18 protein-coding genes and 1 pseudogene are annotated in these 17,347 nt (G+C 73.8%); 8 read left to right on the forward strand and 11 right to left on the reverse strand.

All coding sequences use genetic code 11. From position 1 onward, the window contains the following. Positions 1 to 85 precede the first annotated feature (85 nt). Positions 86 to 1,435: a serine hydrolase domain-containing protein gene (locus KCH_RS00880; RefSeq protein WP_035858125.1), complete on the forward strand. Its 1,350-nt coding sequence runs from the start codon at positions 86 to 88 to the stop codon at positions 1,433 to 1,435. Positions 1,436 to 1,466: 31 nt separating this feature from the next. On the opposite strand, the gene KCH_RS00885 is transcribed toward KCH_RS00880, so the two are convergent. Next, positions 1,467 to 1,664, reverse strand: coding sequence for a DUF1737 domain-containing protein (locus KCH_RS00885; protein WP_035858127.1), 198 nt, complete (start codon positions 1,662 to 1,664; stop codon positions 1,467 to 1,469). Beyond that, positions 1,661 to 2,878, reverse strand: coding sequence for an FAD-dependent oxidoreductase (locus tag KCH_RS00890; protein WP_051652589.1), 1,218 nt, complete (start codon positions 2,876 to 2,878; stop codon positions 1,661 to 1,663). The genes KCH_RS00885 and KCH_RS00890 overlap by 4 nt, the downstream gene beginning before the upstream one ends. Positions 2,879 to 2,969: 91 nt before the next feature. Here KCH_RS00890 and KCH_RS00895 point away from each other — a divergent pair, with 91 nt between their 5' ends. From KCH_RS00895 to KCH_RS45765, 3 genes are all read left to right on the forward strand, one after another. Beyond that, a complete protein-coding gene (locus KCH_RS00895; protein WP_051652590.1) occupies positions 2,970 to 3,707 on the forward strand; it encodes a TetR/AcrR family transcriptional regulator in 738 nt (245 codons plus the stop codon). 434 nt (positions 3,708 to 4,141) lie between these two features. Beyond that, the gene (locus tag KCH_RS00900; RefSeq protein WP_035858129.1) at positions 4,142 to 4,579 is read left to right on the forward strand and encodes a hypothetical protein; all 438 of its coding nucleotides are present in this window, start codon (positions 4,142 to 4,144) and stop codon (positions 4,577 to 4,579) included. 77 nt (positions 4,580 to 4,656) lie between these two features. Next, on the forward strand, positions 4,657 to 4,782 hold the full coding sequence (locus tag KCH_RS45765; protein ID WP_279635815.1) for a hypothetical protein: 126 nt from the start codon (positions 4,657 to 4,659) through the stop codon (positions 4,780 to 4,782). A gap of 80 nt (positions 4,783 to 4,862) precedes the next feature. Here KCH_RS45765 and KCH_RS00905 read toward each other — a convergent pair whose 3' ends face one another. The 6 genes from KCH_RS00905 to KCH_RS00930 form a co-directional block, all read right to left on the reverse strand. Beyond that, positions 4,863 to 5,861: a zinc metalloprotease gene (locus KCH_RS00905; RefSeq protein WP_035858131.1), complete on the reverse strand. Its 999-nt coding sequence runs from the start codon at positions 5,859 to 5,861 to the stop codon at positions 4,863 to 4,865. 279 nt (positions 5,862 to 6,140) lie between these two features. Next, a complete protein-coding gene (locus KCH_RS00910) occupies positions 6,141 to 6,548 on the reverse strand; it encodes a MarR family winged helix-turn-helix transcriptional regulator (protein ID WP_035858133.1) in 408 nt (135 codons plus the stop codon). Between the two features lie 55 nt (positions 6,549 to 6,603). Then, the gene (locus KCH_RS00915) at positions 6,604 to 8,361 is read right to left on the reverse strand and encodes an MFS transporter (RefSeq protein WP_051652591.1); all 1,758 of its coding nucleotides are present in this window, start codon (positions 8,359 to 8,361) and stop codon (positions 6,604 to 6,606) included. Positions 8,362 to 8,457: 96 nt separating this feature from the next. Further along, positions 8,458 to 9,690, reverse strand: a complete 1,233-nt coding sequence (locus KCH_RS00920) for a cytochrome P450 family protein (protein ID WP_035858136.1) — start codon at positions 9,688 to 9,690, stop codon at positions 8,458 to 8,460. Between the two features lie 139 nt (positions 9,691 to 9,829). Beyond that, positions 9,830 to 10,381, reverse strand: coding sequence for a dihydrofolate reductase family protein (locus KCH_RS00925; protein ID WP_035858137.1), 552 nt, complete (start codon positions 10,379 to 10,381; stop codon positions 9,830 to 9,832). Next, on the reverse strand, positions 10,378 to 11,466 hold the full coding sequence (locus KCH_RS00930) for a sigma-70 family RNA polymerase sigma factor (RefSeq protein ID WP_084223077.1): 1,089 nt from the start codon (positions 11,464 to 11,466) through the stop codon (positions 10,378 to 10,380). The genes KCH_RS00925 and KCH_RS00930 overlap by 4 nt, the downstream gene beginning before the upstream one ends. Here KCH_RS00930 and KCH_RS00935 point away from each other — a divergent pair. Next, a pseudogene (locus KCH_RS00935) lies at positions 11,459 to 12,435 on the forward strand (sigma-70 family RNA polymerase sigma factor). The gene KCH_RS00930 and the pseudogene KCH_RS00935 overlap by 8 nt on opposite strands. Positions 12,436 to 12,442: 7 nt before the next feature. Here KCH_RS00935 and KCH_RS36565 read toward each other — a convergent pair. Continuing rightward, entirely contained in the window at positions 12,443 to 12,733 is a 291-nt protein-coding gene (locus KCH_RS36565; RefSeq protein ID WP_051652592.1) for a hypothetical protein, read from the reverse strand. A 158-nt stretch (positions 12,734 to 12,891) separates the two neighbouring features. Between KCH_RS36565 and KCH_RS00950 the strand changes: the two genes are divergently transcribed. Both KCH_RS00950 and KCH_RS00955 read left to right on the forward strand, forming a co-directional pair. After that, positions 12,892 to 13,452 carry a dihydrofolate reductase family protein gene (locus tag KCH_RS00950; RefSeq protein WP_035858139.1) on the forward strand — a complete coding sequence of 187 codons (561 nt, stop codon included), beginning with the start codon at positions 12,892 to 12,894 and terminating at the stop codon, positions 13,450 to 13,452. A gap of 225 nt (positions 13,453 to 13,677) precedes the next feature. After that, on the forward strand, positions 13,678 to 14,136 hold the full coding sequence (locus KCH_RS00955; RefSeq protein ID WP_035858140.1) for a hypothetical protein: 459 nt from the start codon (positions 13,678 to 13,680) through the stop codon (positions 14,134 to 14,136). A 64-nt stretch (positions 14,137 to 14,200) separates the two neighbouring features. On the opposite strand, the gene KCH_RS00960 is transcribed toward KCH_RS00955, so the two are convergent. Next, positions 14,201 to 16,390 (reverse strand): MMPL family transporter, encoded by a 2,190-nt coding sequence (locus tag KCH_RS00960; protein WP_035858141.1) that lies wholly within the window; start codon positions 16,388 to 16,390, stop codon positions 14,201 to 14,203. A 104-nt stretch (positions 16,391 to 16,494) separates the two neighbouring features. Here KCH_RS00960 and KCH_RS45770 point away from each other — a divergent pair, with 104 nt between their 5' ends. Further along, a complete protein-coding gene (locus tag KCH_RS45770; protein WP_051652593.1) occupies positions 16,495 to 17,079 on the forward strand; it encodes a TetR/AcrR family transcriptional regulator in 585 nt (194 codons plus the stop codon). Positions 17,080 to 17,097: 18 nt separating this feature from the next. On the opposite strand, the gene KCH_RS00970 is transcribed toward KCH_RS45770, so the two are convergent. Next, positions 17,098 to 17,347, reverse strand: a 250-nt coding sequence (locus tag KCH_RS00970; RefSeq protein ID WP_035858144.1) for an SDR family oxidoreductase, incomplete at its 5' end; no start/stop codon positions are given.

Here is a 17,347-nt window from a genome sequence, read left to right on the forward strand (position 1 = left end):
CGCGGCGGCGCTTCCCGACGGTGCCTCAGTTCGCGCCCCGCCGAAGGCCGTTCGATCGCGTACGGATACCATCCGAACGGAACGGATGTCGCTGCTCGGGGAGGACATGAGCGTGCTGGACGGGCTGGACGAGTTCTGCGAGAAGGCGCTGGCGGCGCACGGAAGTCCGTCGGTGAGCGTGGCGGTGGCGCAGGGGAACGAGCTGGTGTTCGCGCGGGCCTACGGGCTGGCGGACGTCGAGGCGGGTCGTGCGGCCGTGCCGGAGACCGTCTACGGGCTGGCGTCGGTCACGAAGGCGTTCACCGCGCTCGCGGTCTGCCTGGCCGCCGACCGCGGACTGATCGACCTGGACGCCCCGCTGTCCGGCCCGTACCGCTGGCCGGTGACGCCGCGTCAGCTGCTGCGTCACCGGGGCGGGTTCCCGGCGTACTACGACTTCCACTACGGCGACGCGCCGTCCCCGGTCGACCCGGCCGCGTACCGCCGTCAGGTGCGTGAGCCGGGGAGCGAGTTCGAGTACTCGAACCACGGGTACGCGGAGCTCGGCCGGCTCCTGGAGGAGGTCACCGGGCAGCCCCTGCGGGACTTCCTGCGCGAGCAGGTCGCGGAGCCGCTCGGCCTGGCGTCCTTCGAGTTCGGCGACGCCTACCCCGGTTCGGGGCCGGTCGCCACCCGCTACACCCCGGACGGCCGGGCCTACCCGGACTGCCGCAGCAGCCACCCGGCGGCGGGCGCGGGTTGGGCGACGGCCGGTGACATCGCGCTGTTCGCCCGCCGCTCCGCGGGTCTGCTCCGGCCGGAGACGGCCGCGGCGCTGCTGGACGGCCTGCCGATCACGGACCGGCTGGGCTACGGCTTCGGTCGGATCGTCCAGCGCGAGGGCGGTTCGGTGATCTCCACCCACGGCGGCGGCATGGGCGGCATCGCGGCCATGATGATCGACCTGCCCGACCGTGGACTCTCGCTGGCCGTCCTGGGCAACTGCACCGACAAGGCGACCCGCGACGCGGTCGTCCGCCACCTGATGGACGGCCTCGCACCCGAGTTCGACCCCGGCCACCTCCACCCGATCACCGCCGAGGCCCGGGATTTCGCCCTGGCTCCGGGCGGCTGGGCGGGCAGTGTCGAGACCCCGGACGGCGAGATCCCGCTGCACGTCGAGGTCCTGACGGAGCAGCGGGCCGCGGTCCGGCTCGCCGACCTGCCGCCCGTCACCGTCCCGGCGTACAGCTCCACGAAGTGGGACCTGAGCGTCTACGCCGACCTCCAACTCCCCACCGCGGGAGCCCTGCCGAACAGCCCGTCGTTCGGCCTGGAGCTGCGCGCCGAGGACGGCGGGCTGACCGGCCGCGCCGTCGCCTACAAGAGCGGCGACCGCGAGGGCCTGCTCGGCCCGTACCTGGTCCACGCCTGCCGCCTGCGCCCCGCCGGCTGAGGGGCCACGGGCTGAAGGCCGAGGACCGCCGCTACGGTGTGCTCGGCCAGACGACCGCTTGGGCGACGATGACGCGCTCGCCGTCGAAGGTGACGGCGGGCCCGTCGTACAGCCGGTAGCCGAGCGCGAGCGCCTCGCTGACGCGGTGACAGAAGGCGGCGTCGTCCGGTCCGGTCAGCACCCGGTAGCGGGGCAGGCCGTCCGGCGGGGTGTTCGGAACTGTGCTCATGCCCCCGAGGATTCCAGATGCTGCTCGGCGGCCGGGTCGGCGGGGTCGAAGAACGCCGCCACGCCACGGGCGCCGCCCGGCGAGTGGATCAGCTCGATCATCCGGTCGGACCGGGCGGCGTCCTCGGCGGTGCGGGTGAACATCTCCTCCTCGTAGGCGCGCAGCGCGCGTTCGGGGTCGCCGGGGTGCGCGGCGAGGGCGTCGGCGAGTTCCAGGGCGTCGCGCATCGCGGCGTTGGCGCCGAGGCCGACGGGCGGCATCAGGTGGGCGGCGTCACCGAGCAGGGTGAGCCCGGGGCGGGGCTCCCAGCGCAGGCCGACGGGGAGGGCGGTGAACGGACGGGCCGTCAGTTCGCCTTCGCAGGCCGCGATCAGGGCCCGGCAGGTGGGCGGCCAGTCGGCGAACAGCTCCAGCAGCGCGGCCCGGGCCTCGGCGGGCCGGTCGAACGGGATGCCACAGGTGGCGGGCCAGTCGGCGGGGCCCCGGAGGGAGAGGCCGATCCGGACCCGGCCGTCGGTGCAGCGCTGGGCGGCGAACGAGTCGCCGTCGCCGATCACCCAGTAGGTGCCGCGGCCGACGGCGGCGGACAGTTCGGGGTGGGTGCGGTCGACGGCGGCGATGGCGCCCTCGACGCTGTTGACGCCCAGGTGGTGGGGTTCGGCGGGGGTGAGCAGCGGGCGCAGCCGGGAGCGGGCGCCGTCGGCGCCGATCAGGACGCGGTGGTCGGCGGTGCTGCCGTCCTCGAAGTGCAGGCGCCAGCCGCCGTCGGGGGCGGGTGCGGCCGCGCGGAGGGTGCGGCCCCAGCGGACGGTGCCGGGCGGCAGGGAGCCGAGGAGCAGGGCGCGCAGGTCGGCGCGGTCGATCTCGGGCTGCGGCGAGGGGACGTCGCCGGGTGCGGGGTCGGGGGTGTCCTCGCGGTACAGCAGGGTGCCGGCGCGGTCGTACAGGAGCATGTCCTGTCCCTCGGGGCGGGCGTGCTGGGCGAACGCCTCGGTCAGTCCGGCGGCGCGCAGGGCGCGTTGGCCGGTGTCGAGGCGGAGGTCGAGGGTGCCGCCCTGGGTCCTGGCGTCCGGTCCGGTGTCGCGTTCGTGGACGGTGACCGGGGTGCCGCGCAGGGTGAGCAGCCGGGCGAGGGTGAGCCCGCCGGGGCCGCCTCCGACGATTCCGATCTCCGTGGCCGTGCTCGTGCTCGTGCCGGTGGTGGTGGACGGCATGTGTGCTCCCCCGTGGTTGATACACCGTATCGGTCGATACACTGTATCGACCGCCGCGCACGTCGGCCACCGCCCCTACGGAGAACGCCCCATGACGCCACGTCGGACCGCCGAGCCCGAGCCCGCCCTGATCTGGGAGCGCCCCGAGCCTCCGGCCCGGCGGACGCCGCATCCGCTGAGCCGCGCACTGATCGTCGGCGCCGCGCTGGAACTCGCCGACGCGGACGGCCTGGACGGCGTCTCGATCCGCCGGGTGGCGGCGGCGCTGGAGGTCGGCCCGATGCGGCTGTACGGCTACGTGGACACCAAGAGCGAACTGCTCGACCTGATGGCGGACGCGGTCTACGCCGAGATCGTCCCGCCGGCCGGCCGGCCGCCGCAGGACTGGCGCGCGGGCCTGCGCCTGATCGCGGCGCTCACCAGGCGGGCCGCGCTGCGGCACGAGTGGTTCCCCGAACTGCTGGGCGGCCGCCCGCACTTGGGTCCGCACGCGCTGGCCGCGCTGGAGGCGAAGCTCGCCGCGCTGCACCGCGTCCCGGGCCTGGCCGGGCGGCCCGCGGAGCTGCGGCGGGCGGCCGCCGCCTTCCAGTCCTACCTGGTGGGGTCGCTGCGCACGGAGCTGTCGGAGCGTCAGGCCGACCGGGCGGAGGGCCGCTCGGAGGAGCAGTGGCGGGACGCGAACTCCCCGTACCTGCGGCGGGTGCTGGCGGCGGGCCGCCACCCGCTGCTGGCGGAGCTGGTCGTGGAGGGCGAACACCCCACGCCCGGTGAGGAGTTCGAGGCGGGCCTGGAGGTCGTGCTGGACGGCATCGCCGCACTGGTGTGCTGATCCGGCGGCGGGATCGCGCAGGCGGCCGAACGTCTCCGGCCAGGCCGACGGTCCCCCGGCCATTCCCCCCGAACCGGCTTGCCGGTCCTCGGCCCTCGCCGCGACGCTGGTGACTGCTGCCCCGCCGTCCCGCCCCGCCGTCCCTCGCCGGCCGGGCGGGCACGGTGGTTCGGCCCGGCCCTCCGCACTCCCCTTGCGGCGCTTCGCCGTTTCGCGCCCGGCCTGCCTCCGCACCGTGCCCCTCAGCGACAGGCCGGACCGGGCGGATCCGCGCCCCCACCGGTCCGCGGCGGTGGCCACCCGCAACTCCCGTGCCGGCGCCCGGTCGTCGAGGTGGCGGAGGTTCTCCGTCCGCCGTCACGGCCCGCTGCCGGGCCCTGTGGCACGATGATCACCTGTTCGAAGAGGCCAAGGACCACAGGGGCGGTGCGGCGATGGACGACCGGCGGAGCAGGGTGCAGGCCGCGGCGGTCCGCTGGGTGCTCCTGGTGACGGCCCTGCTGCTGCTCCTGGTCGGCGCCGGCTACGCGATCCCGGGCTGGTCGGTGGCCCACGGAGCGGGCACCCCGGGCGTGTTCACCGTCACCAAGGAGGCCGTCGACTGCGGCCGCTGCGTGGTCGAGGGCACCTTCACCCCGGACGACCCGGCCCGGCCCTCGCTCACCGGGGCGAACGTGATGGGCCGCCTCCCGGCCCGCCTGCTCGGCGAACGGTCCCCGGCCACCGCCTACGCCGACCACGTCTACCCGCCCGACGGCGGCCACGCCTGGCAGCGCGGGCTGGCCGTCGCCGCCACCGGCCTGGCGGCCCTCGCCCTCTGGCTCTGGCTCGCCCTCCGCGCCCGCCGCCGTCGCCGCGCCGCCGACCTGTGACGTCGCAGGAGCGCCGCTCCCCCGCCCTCGGGCACCCTCCGGACAGGAATCCGGAACGAGGGGCAGACACGAAGGAGTTGCTCGCCAAGGGGGCGGCGCTCGCCGTCCTGGCCGGAGCGCTGCTGGCCGGCACCGCCGCCGCGCAGGACGACCACCACCCGGGCAGGGGCAGCGTGGTGCAGGCCGAGCACGAGTGGTTCTGAGCGGAGACGGCGCCGGCGGGTGCGAGGCCGCACGGCCTCGCACCCGCCGGCGCCGGAACGCCCCGGCTACTGATGGAACGTCAGGCCCGGTACGCCGCCCAGGAGGTGGCCATCCGGGCGACCTGGCCCGCGGTGAACTGGGTCATGCAGGAGTCGTAGGTGTAGTCCATGAAGTTGTGGATCGGGTCGACGCCGGTGGCGGTGCAGGTGTCCCGGCCGGTCGGGCACTGGTAGGCGGCGGTCTTCTCGGCCGGGGTGTCGGAGACGTAGTCGCCCTGACCGCCGCAGCCGCCCTGGAAGGTGTGGTACAGCCCGAGCCAGTGGCCGACCTCGTGGGTGGCGGTGTCGCCCTCGTTGTAGTTGGTGGCCGAGCCGCCCGGGAACGAGGTGTCGAGGATGACCACGCCGTCGTCCTTCGGGTTCGACTTGTAGCTGCTCGGGAAGGTCGCCCAGCCGAGCAGCGACTGTCCGAGGCTGGCGCTGTACAGGTTGAGGGCGTTGGCGCCGCCCTTGCGCAGCGCGGTCTTCATCGCGGTCTCGGCGCTGGAGCCCGGCGACACGCCCGCGTACCAACTGGCGTTGTCCGTGTAGTCGGTGGAGACCAGCTGGAACTGGAACTGGCTGGCGGTGTTGCCCGCGCCCTGGCCGCTGTAGGCGGCGTTGAGGACGTCGATCTGCTTGGCGATCGTGGTGGCCGACAGCTTGCCGGTGCTCCCGGAGTGGACGACGTGGACGTACACCGGGATGGTGGTGGCGGCCAGCGTGCCGGGGGCGAGCAGGGCGCTGCCCTGGGCGGTGCCCGCCAGCTGGGCCACGCGGGCGTTGAGGTCGGCCTCCAGCGCCTTGGCCTGTGCGTCGGTGACGGCGTTGGGGTCCTTGGCGGCGGCGCTGCCGGCGGGCTTGCGGGCCGCGGCGTCGTCGTGGGCGCTCTCTCCGACGCACTCGGTGGAGGCCCCGGCCTGCGCGGTGGTGGCCGTGGCGGGGGCGGCGAACTGAGTGAGGCCGACGGCCGCGACCAGCGCGGCGGCGCTGAGCAGCCGGCTGACGGCACGCGAGGGGACGCGAACGGAACGACGCATCTGCGCTCCTGAGGAGTCGTGGGGGACGGCGGTCGAGGGGAACCGCCGGGTCAAGGCTACGCAAAGGAGCATGTACGCATCAGATGCGTTCCGGCCGGGAGATTCTGACGAACAATCGGACATAATCCGGAAGTTTGAGCGACTCGCCCCGGTCGTACATGGAGAATTTCCCGTCGTGCCCCCACAGCCGAGAACGGCCCCGCCCTGGCCGAAACTCGACGCTCCTCCCCCGCCCGCGAGGCCCTGACGGCCCCTCAGGACCCGCCTGCCCCGGCGCGGTCAGTCCTCGAAGGCGACCAGTCGTTCCAGCACCGGCAGCGCCGCCAGCAGCAGGGCGCGTTCCTGCGGGTCGAGGTCGGCGGTGCGGCGGGCCAGCACCTCGGAGCGGCGCTGGCGGATCTCGGCGAGCAACTCCACTCCCTCGGTGGAGAGTTCGACCAGCGCGGAGCGGCGGTCGTCCGGGTCGGGGAGGCGGCTGACCAGGCCGGTGGCGACCAGCGGGGCGACGGTGCGGGTCATCGAGGGGGCGGCGACCCGTTCGCGGGCGGCGAGTTCACCGAGCCGGATCGGGCCGTGGGCCTCGATCCGGGCCAGCGCGGAGAGTTGGGCGAAGGTGAAGTCCCGCCGGTCGGACGCCTGCGCGAGCTGCCGGTGCAGGCGGGCGACGACCAGCCGCAGGCGGACCACGTCCGCCGGGTCGAGCCCGCCCCGGCCGGCGGACCCGCCTGTTCCGCACCGCTGTTCACGAGGCCGCGCCCCGGCTGACGGCCCGGTCGCCGGCGGGCTCCTCGGCGCCCTCGCCGGCCCCGGCGGCCTTCCGGCCGCGCAGCAGCGAGGCGACGGCGGCGACCAGCGACATCGCGATGGCCAGGGTGAACACCACCATCAGTCCGTCGTGGAACGGGCCGGAGATCAGGTTCGGGAAGAACTCCCGCCCGGTCAGCGTCTGCTGGTTGGCCGCGGGCAGCGTGGACAGCACGTGCGGGCCGAGCAGTTCGCGGATCGGGTTGTAGCCGAGGAACGCCGCGAACAGCAGGCCGACCGGCGGGGTCTGGGCGATCTGGTGGACGTCCCCGGCGGCGACGCCCTGCGCGCTCAGGCCGGTGTGCAGGGCGTCCGGCAGCGAGCCGGACAGGCCCGCCACCATCAGCGAGAAGAACACGCCGATGGACAGCACCATGCCGGCGTTCTGGAAGGTGGCCCGCATGCCGGAGGCCGCGCCGCGGTCCGCGGCGGGGACGCTGGACATCACCAGCGCGGTGTTCGGCGCGGCGAACAGGCCGCCGCCGAGGCCGTTCAGGAACACCAGCAGCGCGAACCACACGTACCCGAAGTCGGTGGGCAGGACCAGCAGTCCGGCGAACGAGAGGGCCATCACCACCAGGCCGCCGGCCGCGAACATCCGGGCGCCGAACCGGTCGGAGAGGTGCCCGGCGATCGGGCCGGCGGCGAGGAAGCCGACGGTCAGCGGGAGCAGGTAGATGCCGGCCCACAGCGGGGTCTCGACGTAGTCGTAGCCGTGCAGCGGAAGCCAGATGCCCTGCAGCCAGACGATCAGCATGAACTGGAGTCCGCCGCGGGCGATCGAGCCGAGCAGCGCGGCCAGGTTGCCGCCGGCGAACACCGGGTCGCGGAACAGCCGCAGCGGGAACATCGGTTCGGCGACCCTGGTCTCGATCACGCAGAACGCGATCAGCACCGCGGTGCCACCGACCAGTCCGGCCACCACCCACGGGTTCGCCCAGCCCATCGCGCTGTCGCCGTACGGCTGGATGCCGTAGGTGATCGCGGCGAGCAGCGCGGTGAGGCCGACGGCGAAGGTGATGTTCCCCCACCAGTCGATCCGGCCGGGCCGGCGGACGCCGGTCTCGCGCAGCGAGCGGTAGGCCCAGACGGTGCCGATGATGCCGATCGGGACGTTGACCCAGAAGATCGAGCGCCAGTTCCACTCGGCGAGCAGGCCGCCCAGGACCAGGCCGATGAACGAACCGGCGATCGCCGCCACCATGTTGACGCCGAGGGCCATGCCGCGCTGCCGGGCCGGGAAGGCGTCGGTGATGATCGCCGCCGAGTTGGCCATCAGCATCGCGCCGCCGACGGCCTGGACCACCCGCCAGCCGATCAGCCAGAGCGCGCCGCCGCCGCCGTCCATCGGGTCGAGCGAGAGGATCACCGAGGTGATGGTGAAGATGAGGAACCCGGCGTTGTAGATCCGCACCCGGCCCCAGATGTCGCCGAGCCGGCCGAGGGTCACCACCAGCACGGCGGTGACCAGCATGTAGCCCATCAGCATCCACAGCAGGTAGCTGACGTTCCCGGGCTTCAGCGGGTCGAGGTGGATCCCGTTGAAGATGGCGGGCAGCGAGATCAGCACGATCGAGGAGTTGATCGTGGCGATCAGCATCCCGAGCGTGGTGTTGGACAGCGCGACCCACTTGTACCGCGGGTGCTCCACCCCGATCCGCCCCGGTCCGCCCGTTCCCGTGCCCACGTCGCCCATCTCCCGCCCCACCCCTGGTAGCCGTGATGACAGTTAGCTGATGTGAACTAAATTACTCCCGACGAACGCCACCCACCAGCCCCCTGTTCCCGGCGCTCAGCCGTGCAGCAGGACGGGCAGTTCGCTCGGGCCGTCGGAGATGAAGGACTCCAGCGGGCGGCGCCCGGCGGTGGCGAGGGCCAGCCGGGGGAAGCGGTCGAACAGGGCGGCGAGGGCGATCCGGGCTTCCAGCCGGGCGAGTTCGGCGCCGAGGCAGTAGTGGGTGCCGTGGCCGAAGGAGAGGTGCTCGCGGCGGGTCTCCCGGGTGTGGTCCCAGCGGTCGGCGTCCGGGCCGTGCAGGGCCTCCTCGCGGCCGGTGGCGGTGAAGTTGATCACCAGCAGGTCGCCGCGGGCGAAGGTGACGCCGCTGGCCTCGTCGTGCAGTTCCTCGACCGCGAAGCGCGGCAGGATGTTGGCGACCGGCGGGCGCAGCCGCAGCGTCTCCTCGACGGCGTCCGGCCAGCGGGCCGGGTCCTTGCGGAGGGCGTCGAGCTGGTCGGGGTGGGTGGCCAGGGCGGTGATCGCGCTGCCGAGCAGGTTGACCGTGGTCTCGTGGCCGGCGCCGATCAACAGCAGCAGGCTGTCCAGGAGTTCGCGTTCGGTGAGGCCGGTGCCGGTCTCCTCGTCGTGGGCGTGGATGAGTGCGGTGGTGACGTCCTCGCCGGGGTCGCGGCGCTTGGCCTCGACCAGGCCGGCGAGTTGCACGTAGACGGCCTCGCCGTTGCGGACGGACTCCTCGGGCGTGGCGGCAGTGTCGAAGAGCCGGCCGATGCTCGCGCGGAACGCGTCGTGCAGTTCCTCGGGGACGCCGAGCAGGGTGTTGACCACCATCAGCGGCAGCACCCAGGTGAACTCCTTGCGCAGGTCGACGGGGCGGCCCTCCGGCAGGGCGGCGAGGCGGTCGAGGAGTTCGGCGGTGATCCGCTCGATCTCGGGGGTGAGGGCGCGGATCCGGCGGGCGGTGAACGCGGGGCTGATCAGCCGGCGCAGCCGGCCGTGTTCGGGTCCGTAGGCGGTGAGCGCGCTGCGGACGTCGGTCCACATCCGCAGCGGCCAGTCCTCGGCGATCTCGCCGGCGAGGTAGGCGGGCCAGTGCTGGTGGGCGTCCTTGGAGACGCGGGGGTCGGTGAGCAGGCGCTTGATCAGGGCGGGGTCGGTGACGGACCAGGCGGGGACGCCGCCGGGCAGTTCGATCCGGGTGGCGGATCCGAGGGCGCGCAGGGCGGCGGCCTCGCCGGGCAGGTCGGTTCCGGCGGTGTCGAGTCGGTAGGGGCATCGCTGAGTGTCCATCAGGAAGGTTCTCCGGCAGGCGTGTTGGGCGTCGTCGGACCGAACGCGTGATCAATCTCGGACTGTACCTGTCATCTCCCGCGGCCGGGTGCGGTTTCGGCCGCCGCCGATGCTCCGCGGGGCGGCGGCCGACGGTCCGTCAGGCCCGCCGGTAGCGGGCGTAGAGCAGCGGTCCGACCTGTTCGGCCTGCTCGCAGCGCAGGTCCGCGGGCGGCGCGCCGTCGGGGAACAGGCGGGCCCCGGCGCCGAGGACGACGGGGACGGTGAGGGTGCGGTACTCGTCGACCAGGCCGGCGGCGATCAGCCGGTGCACCACGGAGGTGCTGCCGGTGACGACGACGTCCCGCCGTTCGGCCCGGACGGCGGTGAGCAGGTCGCCGTCCAGCGGGCGGGAGTTGGCCCAGGCGGTGGTGTCGGTGAGGGTGCGGCTGGCGACCAGTTTGGCGGCGGCGTTCATCCGGGCGGAGAACGCGTCCTCGCGGGCGGGCCAGAGGGTGGCGAAGTGCTGCCAGGTGCGGCGGCCGAGCAGCAGCACGCCGTGGTCGAGGGTGTCGCCGAGGCGGAACTTGTCGCCGCCGACGTGCTCCCGGCCGTAGCGGAACATCCAGCCGCCGCCGGGGGTGCCGTCGGAGCCGTCGGGGTCGGCGGTCCGGCCGTCCAGGGTGGTGAAGCCGATGACGATGACGCTCATCGCGCGTCCGTCCTTCCTCTGTCGGTGCGGGGCCGCGGAGCGGTTCCGGCGGCCCTCACCGGTACGTACCGGCGGCGCGGCCCGGATTCATCGCCGCCGCGGGGGAAATCTCGGATGGTCTCCGGCAGTTCGAAGGTGCGCAGCGTGGCGGGGTCGGTGAAGACGGTGTTGCGGACGACGAAGCCGCCGGCGAGTTCCAGCACCTGGAGGCTGTGCAGCCGGTGCGCGGCGCCGTCGAACGCGTAGGCGGCGAAGGCGGGTTGGCCGTTGGCGCGGGCGGGGCGGGTGCGCCAGTCGGCGCCGCGCTGCCGGAAGATCCGGGCCATGAACCGGCGGTAGGCGTCCGTGCCGCGGAACCAGAGCGCCAGCGGCGGCATTTCGAGCACCGCGTCCTCGGCGAGCAGGCCGACCAGGGCGGGCACGTCGGCGGCTTCGAAGGCGGCGAGGTAGCGGTCGACGGCGGCCCGCTGCCCGGGGTCCTCGGGTTCCCGGACGGCTCCGGGCGCGACCCCGGCGACGGTCGAACGGGCGCGCTGGAGGGCGCTGTTGACGGCGGCGGCGGTGGTGTCGAGCTGCTCGGCGACCTCGGCGGCGGTGAAGCCGAGCACCTCGCGCAGGATCAGCACGGCGCGCTGCCGGGCGGGCAGCAGTTGCACGGCCGCGACCCAGGCGAGGCGCAGCTCGGCCCGGGTGTCGTGGTCGTGCCGGCCGTCGGGGAAGGGCTGCAGCCAGGGCACCTCGGGGGCGGGCGCGAGGGGTGCGCCGGGGTCGTCGCAGGGTGCGCCGAGGCCGGACGGCAGGGGGCGGCGGGCGCGCCCCTCCAGTGCGGTGAGGCAGGCGTTGGTGGCGATCCGGTACAGCCAGGTGCGGACGGCGGAGCGCGCCGGGTCGTACCGCTCGCGGGCCTTCCAGGCGCGCAGCAGGGTCTCCTGGACCAGGTCCTCGGCGTCCTGGTAGGAGCCGGTCATCCGGTAGCAGTAGGCCGTCAGTTCGCCGCGGTGGGCGTCGAGTTCCACGCGTCGATGATGCCGCACGGGCCGATTGTCGGCGGCTCCCGTTAGGGTGTCCCGCGTGCCAATGATCATGGATCGTGACGAGGTCGCGGAGCAGTTGGAGCCGTTCCGGCGGGAGCTGACGGCGTACTGCTATCGCATGCTGGGGTCGGCCTTCGAGGCCGAGGACGCGGTGCAGGAGACGATGGTCCGCGCCTGGTCGAAGTTCGACGGCTTCGAGGGCCGGGCCGCGCTGCGGACGTGGCTGTACCGGATCGCCACCAACGTGTGCCTGGACATGGGGCCGGCGGCGCAGCGGCGGGCCCGGCCGATGGACCTGACGTCGCCGTGTCCGGCGGGTTCGCCGGACCTGACGCAGCTGGAGGAGAACATCTGGGTGGGGCCGGTGCCGGATGCGCGGGTGCTGTCGGGGATCCGGCGGAGGTGGCGCTGGGCCGGGAGTCCATCCGGCTGGCGTTCGTGTCGGCGCTGCAGAAGCTGCCGGCCCGTCAGCGGGCGGTGCTGATCCTGCGGGAGGTGCTGGCCTGGTCGGCGGCGGAGACGGCGGAGCTGCTGGAGACCTCGGTGGCCTCGGTGAACAGCGCGCTGCAGCGGGCCCGGGCGACGATCGGCGACGGGGCTTCGGCGGGCGACACCTTCAAGCCGCTGGACGAGACCCAGCGCGCGCTGCTGGCCCGTTACGTGCAGGCGTTCGAGGCCTTCGACATCGAGGGCCTGAAGCGGCTGCTGCACGAGGACGCGGTGCTGAACATGCCGCCGTTCCAGATGTGGGTGCAGGGCGTGGTGGAGCTCGGCGAGTGGTGGCAGGGCGCGGGCTGCGGCTGCGCGGGTTCCCGGCTGCTGCCGGTGGAGGCGAACGGTTCGCCCGCGTTCGCGCAGTACCGTCCGGCGGAGGACGGCGTCGGCTGGACGCCGTGGGGCATCACGGTGCTGGAGGTCGTGGACGGCCGGATCGCCACCATGACCAATCACATGGACGTGGAGCGGCTGTTCCCGCTGTGGAACCTGCCGATGCGGTTGACGGAGGACCCGCGGGCCTGACACGCCGTCAGCCCTCGGGGAGGGTGTCGGCCAGCCCGGTGAGGTCGAGCAGCAGCCGGAGCCGGGGGCCGGCGCCGCGCAGCACCACCCGGTGGCCCGTCCGCCGTGCGAGCAACGCCAGCCTGCCCAGGCGGTGGAGGTCGCCGGGGGCGGGCCGCTGCACGTTCCCGACCAGCAGGGCGATCCGGACGGGCGGGTCGTGGGCGTCGAGCAGTGCGGTGAAGTGCGCCTCCAGCGCGGGGCGGGCGGCGTGGTGCGGCGGTACGTCGAACTCGACGGTCGTCTCGGTGCGTTCCATGCCCGTCCTGACCGGTCGTGGGCCGCGGATTCATCGCTGGACGGCCGATCGGAAGATTTTTTCGGTTTTCTTCGCCGGGACCGATGAGTCCGGTGCGCCGGCCCCGTCTGACCGGTTGTCAGCGCACAAGGAACCACCCGAGCAAGGAGCACGGACGCATGAGGAAGATCACCGCCGGCCTGTTCATCTCCGCCGACGGCGTCGTGGAGAGCCCGGAGCAGTGGCACTTCAAGTACTTCGACGACGAGCTGGGCGCGGCGGTCGGCGCGCTGCTGGGCGCATCGGACACCGTCCTGATGGGCCGCACCACCTACGACGTGTTCGCGGGCGCCTGGCCGGCCCGCGAGCTGGAGGGCGGCGAGGAGGCCGGGATGGCGAAGGCCATCGGCGACACCCGCAAGATCGTCGTCTCGCACCAGGACCTCTCCTTCACCTGGCGCAACTCCGAGCAGCTGAAGGGCGACCTGCTCGACGGCGTCCGGGCGTTGAAGGCCGAGGACGGCGGCCCGATCGGCATGTCCGGCTCGGTCTCCGTGGTCCGCCAGCTCCTGGCCGCCGGCCTGCTGGACGAACTGCACCTGTTCGTCCACCCGGTGGCCCGCGGCCGCGGCATGCGCCTGTTCGACGACACCGCCGACCCGATCGAGCTCACCCTGCTCTCCAGCGAGGCCTTCACCGGCGGCACCCTGCACCTGGTGTACGGCCCGGCGTCGGCGTAGCGTGCGGTCGGCTCCGACCCTTCGTTCCGGGGGTCGGAGCCGGCCGGGGCGCTATTTCGCCATCCATGGTCATTTTCCGGCCGTGCATGCCTTTTCCTTTACGAAGAGCCCCTCCGGCATTCGAACGTATGGCACCTTAAGTCGTGCCACATGTGAAATATCACATGTGCAACGGCATTATCACCTGCCCTCAGCCGGGCACCACCACATGAAGGAGAACGCGTGATGAACCGACGTCCGACCAAGGCGCTGACCCTGCTCGCCGCGGGCCTGGCCACCGCCGGCGCCCTGATGGCCTCCCCTGCCCAGGCGGCCACCTCGACCACCACTGCCACCGAGACCTGCAGCCCCTGGTCCCTCCAGTCCGGGCTGATGACCCAGGTCTGTGCCTCGATCACCGGTGGCAGCGTCCAGTTCCTCGGCCGGGTCGCCCTGGCCGGCCCGCCCAGCCCGGACTTCCCGCCGCAGCAGCAGGAGCTCGCCACCACGCTCTCCGGCCAGGTCGTCGGCGGGGCCTCGCTCGGCTCGACCTCGCAGTACGTGAACTTCCTCGCCAGCACCGTCACCGTCAACGGCCCGAGCGGCACGGTCGCCTGCGGCTCCACGGTGAGCGGCACCTTCAGCGTCACCAAGTTCGGCTGGGGCCCGTCCCCGGTCACCGTCAACGCCGTGGTCCCCTGCTGATACCGGCAGGTGCACGCCGGGCCCGGGAGGCGCAGCTCCCGGGCCCGGCTCACGTGACGCTCCGTCAGACCCGTTCGGCCTCGGCGGGCTTCGGGGCGGGACGGGGCCCGGGCGCGGGCAGGCTCGCGCCCTCCAGGTCGACGTCGGGGATCACCCGGTCGAGCGGGCGGGGCAGCCGCCAGGCGCGGCGGCCGAGCAGGGCCATCGCGGCCGGCACCAGGGTCATCCGGACCACGAAGGCGTCGATGAACACGCCGACGGCGAGCGCGAATCCGATCGACTTGATGATCGGGTCGTGGTTGAACACGAAGCCGCCGAACACCGCCACCATGATCAGCGCGGCGGCGGTGACGACCCGTCCGCTCTGCGCGACGCCGTGCGTGACGGCCCCGGCGGCGTCGCCGGTGTGCTGGTGGTGCTCGCGCATCCGGCTGACCAGGAACACCTCGTAGTCCATCGCGAGTCCGAACAGCACGCCGATCAGCAGCACCGGCAGGAAGCTGGTGACGGGCCCGGCGGACGGGATGTCGAGCAGCCCGTTCAGGTGCCCGTCCTGGAACACCCAGACGGTGATGCCGAGCGCGGCGGCCACCGACAGCAGGAACCCGAGCACCGCCTTGAGCGGCACCAGCAGCGAGCGGAACGCGACGGCCAGCAGGGCCAGCGCCAGTACGACGATCAGGCCGACGAACAGCGGCAGCGCGTCGGCGAGTTTGCCGGACACGTCGATCGCGGCGGCGGTGGCCCCGGCGACGTACAGCGTGCCGCCGTTCGCGGTGACGGCGGCCTTGTGCTCGCGCAGCCGGTCGACCAGTTCGCTCGTCTCCCGGTCGTCCGGCCCGGTGCGCGGGACGACGGGGACGGCGACGGTGCTGCCGTCCGCACTGGCGACGGGGCGGCCGACGGCGGCCACGCCCGGGTCCGCGGAGAGCGTGGCGTGCAGCTCCGCGAGGGCGGGCTCGCGGCGCTCGGCGGGGATTCCGGCGGCGTCGACCACGGCGACCAGGGTGGCGTTGAAGCCGGGGCCGAAGCCCTCGCTGAGCAGGTCGTAACTCTTGTGCTGGGTACTGGCGGTGGGCTGCGAGGCGTTGCCGGGCAGGCCGAGCCGCAGGTCCCGGGCGGGCAGCGCGAGGGCGAGCAGGCCGACCACGCCGACCAGCAGCACCACCAGCGGCTTGCGGGTGACGGCGCGCGCCCAGGCCGCCGACCAGGTGCCGGAGCGCTTCTCCGGCTTCGCGGCGCGGGGCCGCGGCCGCAGGCGTTCGCCGAGCAGGCCGAGCAGCGCGGGCACCAGGGTGACGGCGACCAGGACGGCGAGCAGCACGGTCGCGGCGGCGGCCAGGCCCATCACGGTCAGGAACGGGATGCCGGTGACGGCGAGCGCGGCGAGCGCGATGATCACGGTCGCTCCGGCGAACACCACGGCGCTGCCGGCGGTGGCGGTGGCGCGGGCCGCCGACTCCTCGATGTCGGTGTCCGGGTCGGCGAGTTGTTCGCGGTGCCGGGCGATGATGAACAGCGCGTAGTCGATGCCGACGGCGAGGCCGATCATCAGCGCGAGCACGGTCGCGGTGCCGGTCATCTCGACGACGTTGGCGAGCAGTTGGGCGCCGAGCACGCCGATGCCGACGCCGACCACGGCGGTCAGCAAGGGCAGTCCGGCGGCGACCAGCGAGCCGAGCGCGACGGCGAGGACCACGAACGCGACCACCACGCCGATCACTTCGGCGGGGCCGCCGACCTCGATGGCGGGTTCCATCACAGTGCCGCCGTACTCGGCCTGCAGTCCGGCGTCCCGCAGCGGGCCGGCGGCGTCGACGAGCGCGTCCTTGGCGCTCTGCGGGACGTCGTGCGCGGGCTGCGCGAACTGCACGTCGGCGAAGGCGATCCGCAGGTCCGGCGAGACGGTGCGGCTCTCGAACGGGTCGGCGACGTGCACCACGCCGGGGATCGCGGCGGCCCGGTGCAGGCCGTCCCGCAGCGCGGCCTGCGCGGCGGGCGCGTCGAGGGTCTGCCCGGCGGGGGCGGCGACGACCAGCCGGGCGGTGCCGCCCGCGGATTCCGGCAGCTGACGCTCCAGCAGGTCCTGGGCCTGCTGCGACTCGATGCCGGGGACGGTGAACTCGGTGCTGGTGGGCCCGGCGAGGGTGGTGCCGAGGGCGCCGATCGTCGCGAGCAGCAGCAGCCACAGCCCGATCACCCGGCCGCGGCGGCGCACCGCCCATCGTCCCCATGCGTACAGGACCGACGCCATCGCGCCCCCTCGTGCTCGAAAACCAGTGGATTTCTGCACCCTAAGGCAAGTTTGCAGTTGGCTGCAAAATTACCGTCGGCGGTAACGCTGATAGGATGCGCGGCATGAGCGAGGGTGCGAGGGAACGCGGCAAGGCCCGCCGCCGGGAGGCGATCCTGCGGGCGGCCTACCAGCTGTTCGCGGAGCGCGGCTTCGAGGCGACCACCATCGCCGAGATCGCGGACCGGGCCGAGGTGTCGGCGCGGACCGTCACCCTCTACTTCCCCACCAAGCTCGACCTGGCGACCTGCCACCTCGGCGAGTTCACCGGCCGCCTCGCCCACGCCCTCAACAACCGCGCCCCCGGCACCACCACCCTGGAGGCGCTGGAGACCTGGCTGCGCGCCGATCTCGCCGAGCACCCCGCCGAGGGCGAGCTGGACGGGCTGTGGGAAGCGATGCTCGACCGCAACCCGCAGCTGCGCGCCGTCACCAACAGCCGCCTGGCCGAGGCGATCCAGGAGGGCGCCCGGATCTTCGCCGCCGAACGCGGCGCCGCCCCCGACGCCTTCACCCCCCGGATGGTGGCCGCCGCGGCCGCGGCCGTGGTCAGCGAGCTCTACCTGCGCCCCACCGAGGCCCACCTGGAGGCCGCCATGGCCTTCCTGGCCGCCGGCATCTCCACCCTCCCGCCCGGCCAGCTCCCCTGACGGCCCCTCACCGCACGCTCAGCCGAAGAAGCCGCCGTCCGCGGCGAGCACGCTGCCGGTGATGAACGCGGCGGCGGGCGTGGCCAGGAAGACCACGGCGGCGGCGAGTTCCTCGGGCCGGCCGTAGCGGCCGAGCACGTTCAGCGCGCGCTGCGCGTCGGAGCTCGGCCCGTCCGCCGGGTTCATCTCGGTGTTCACCGACCCGGACTGCACCACGTTGACGGTGATCCCGCGCGGCGCGAGCTCCAGCGCGGCGGCCCGGCTGTAC

Source organism: Kitasatospora cheerisanensis KCTC 2395, from assembly GCF_000696185.1.
GTDB lineage: Bacteria > Actinomycetota > Actinomycetes > Streptomycetales > Streptomycetaceae > Kitasatospora > Kitasatospora cheerisanensis.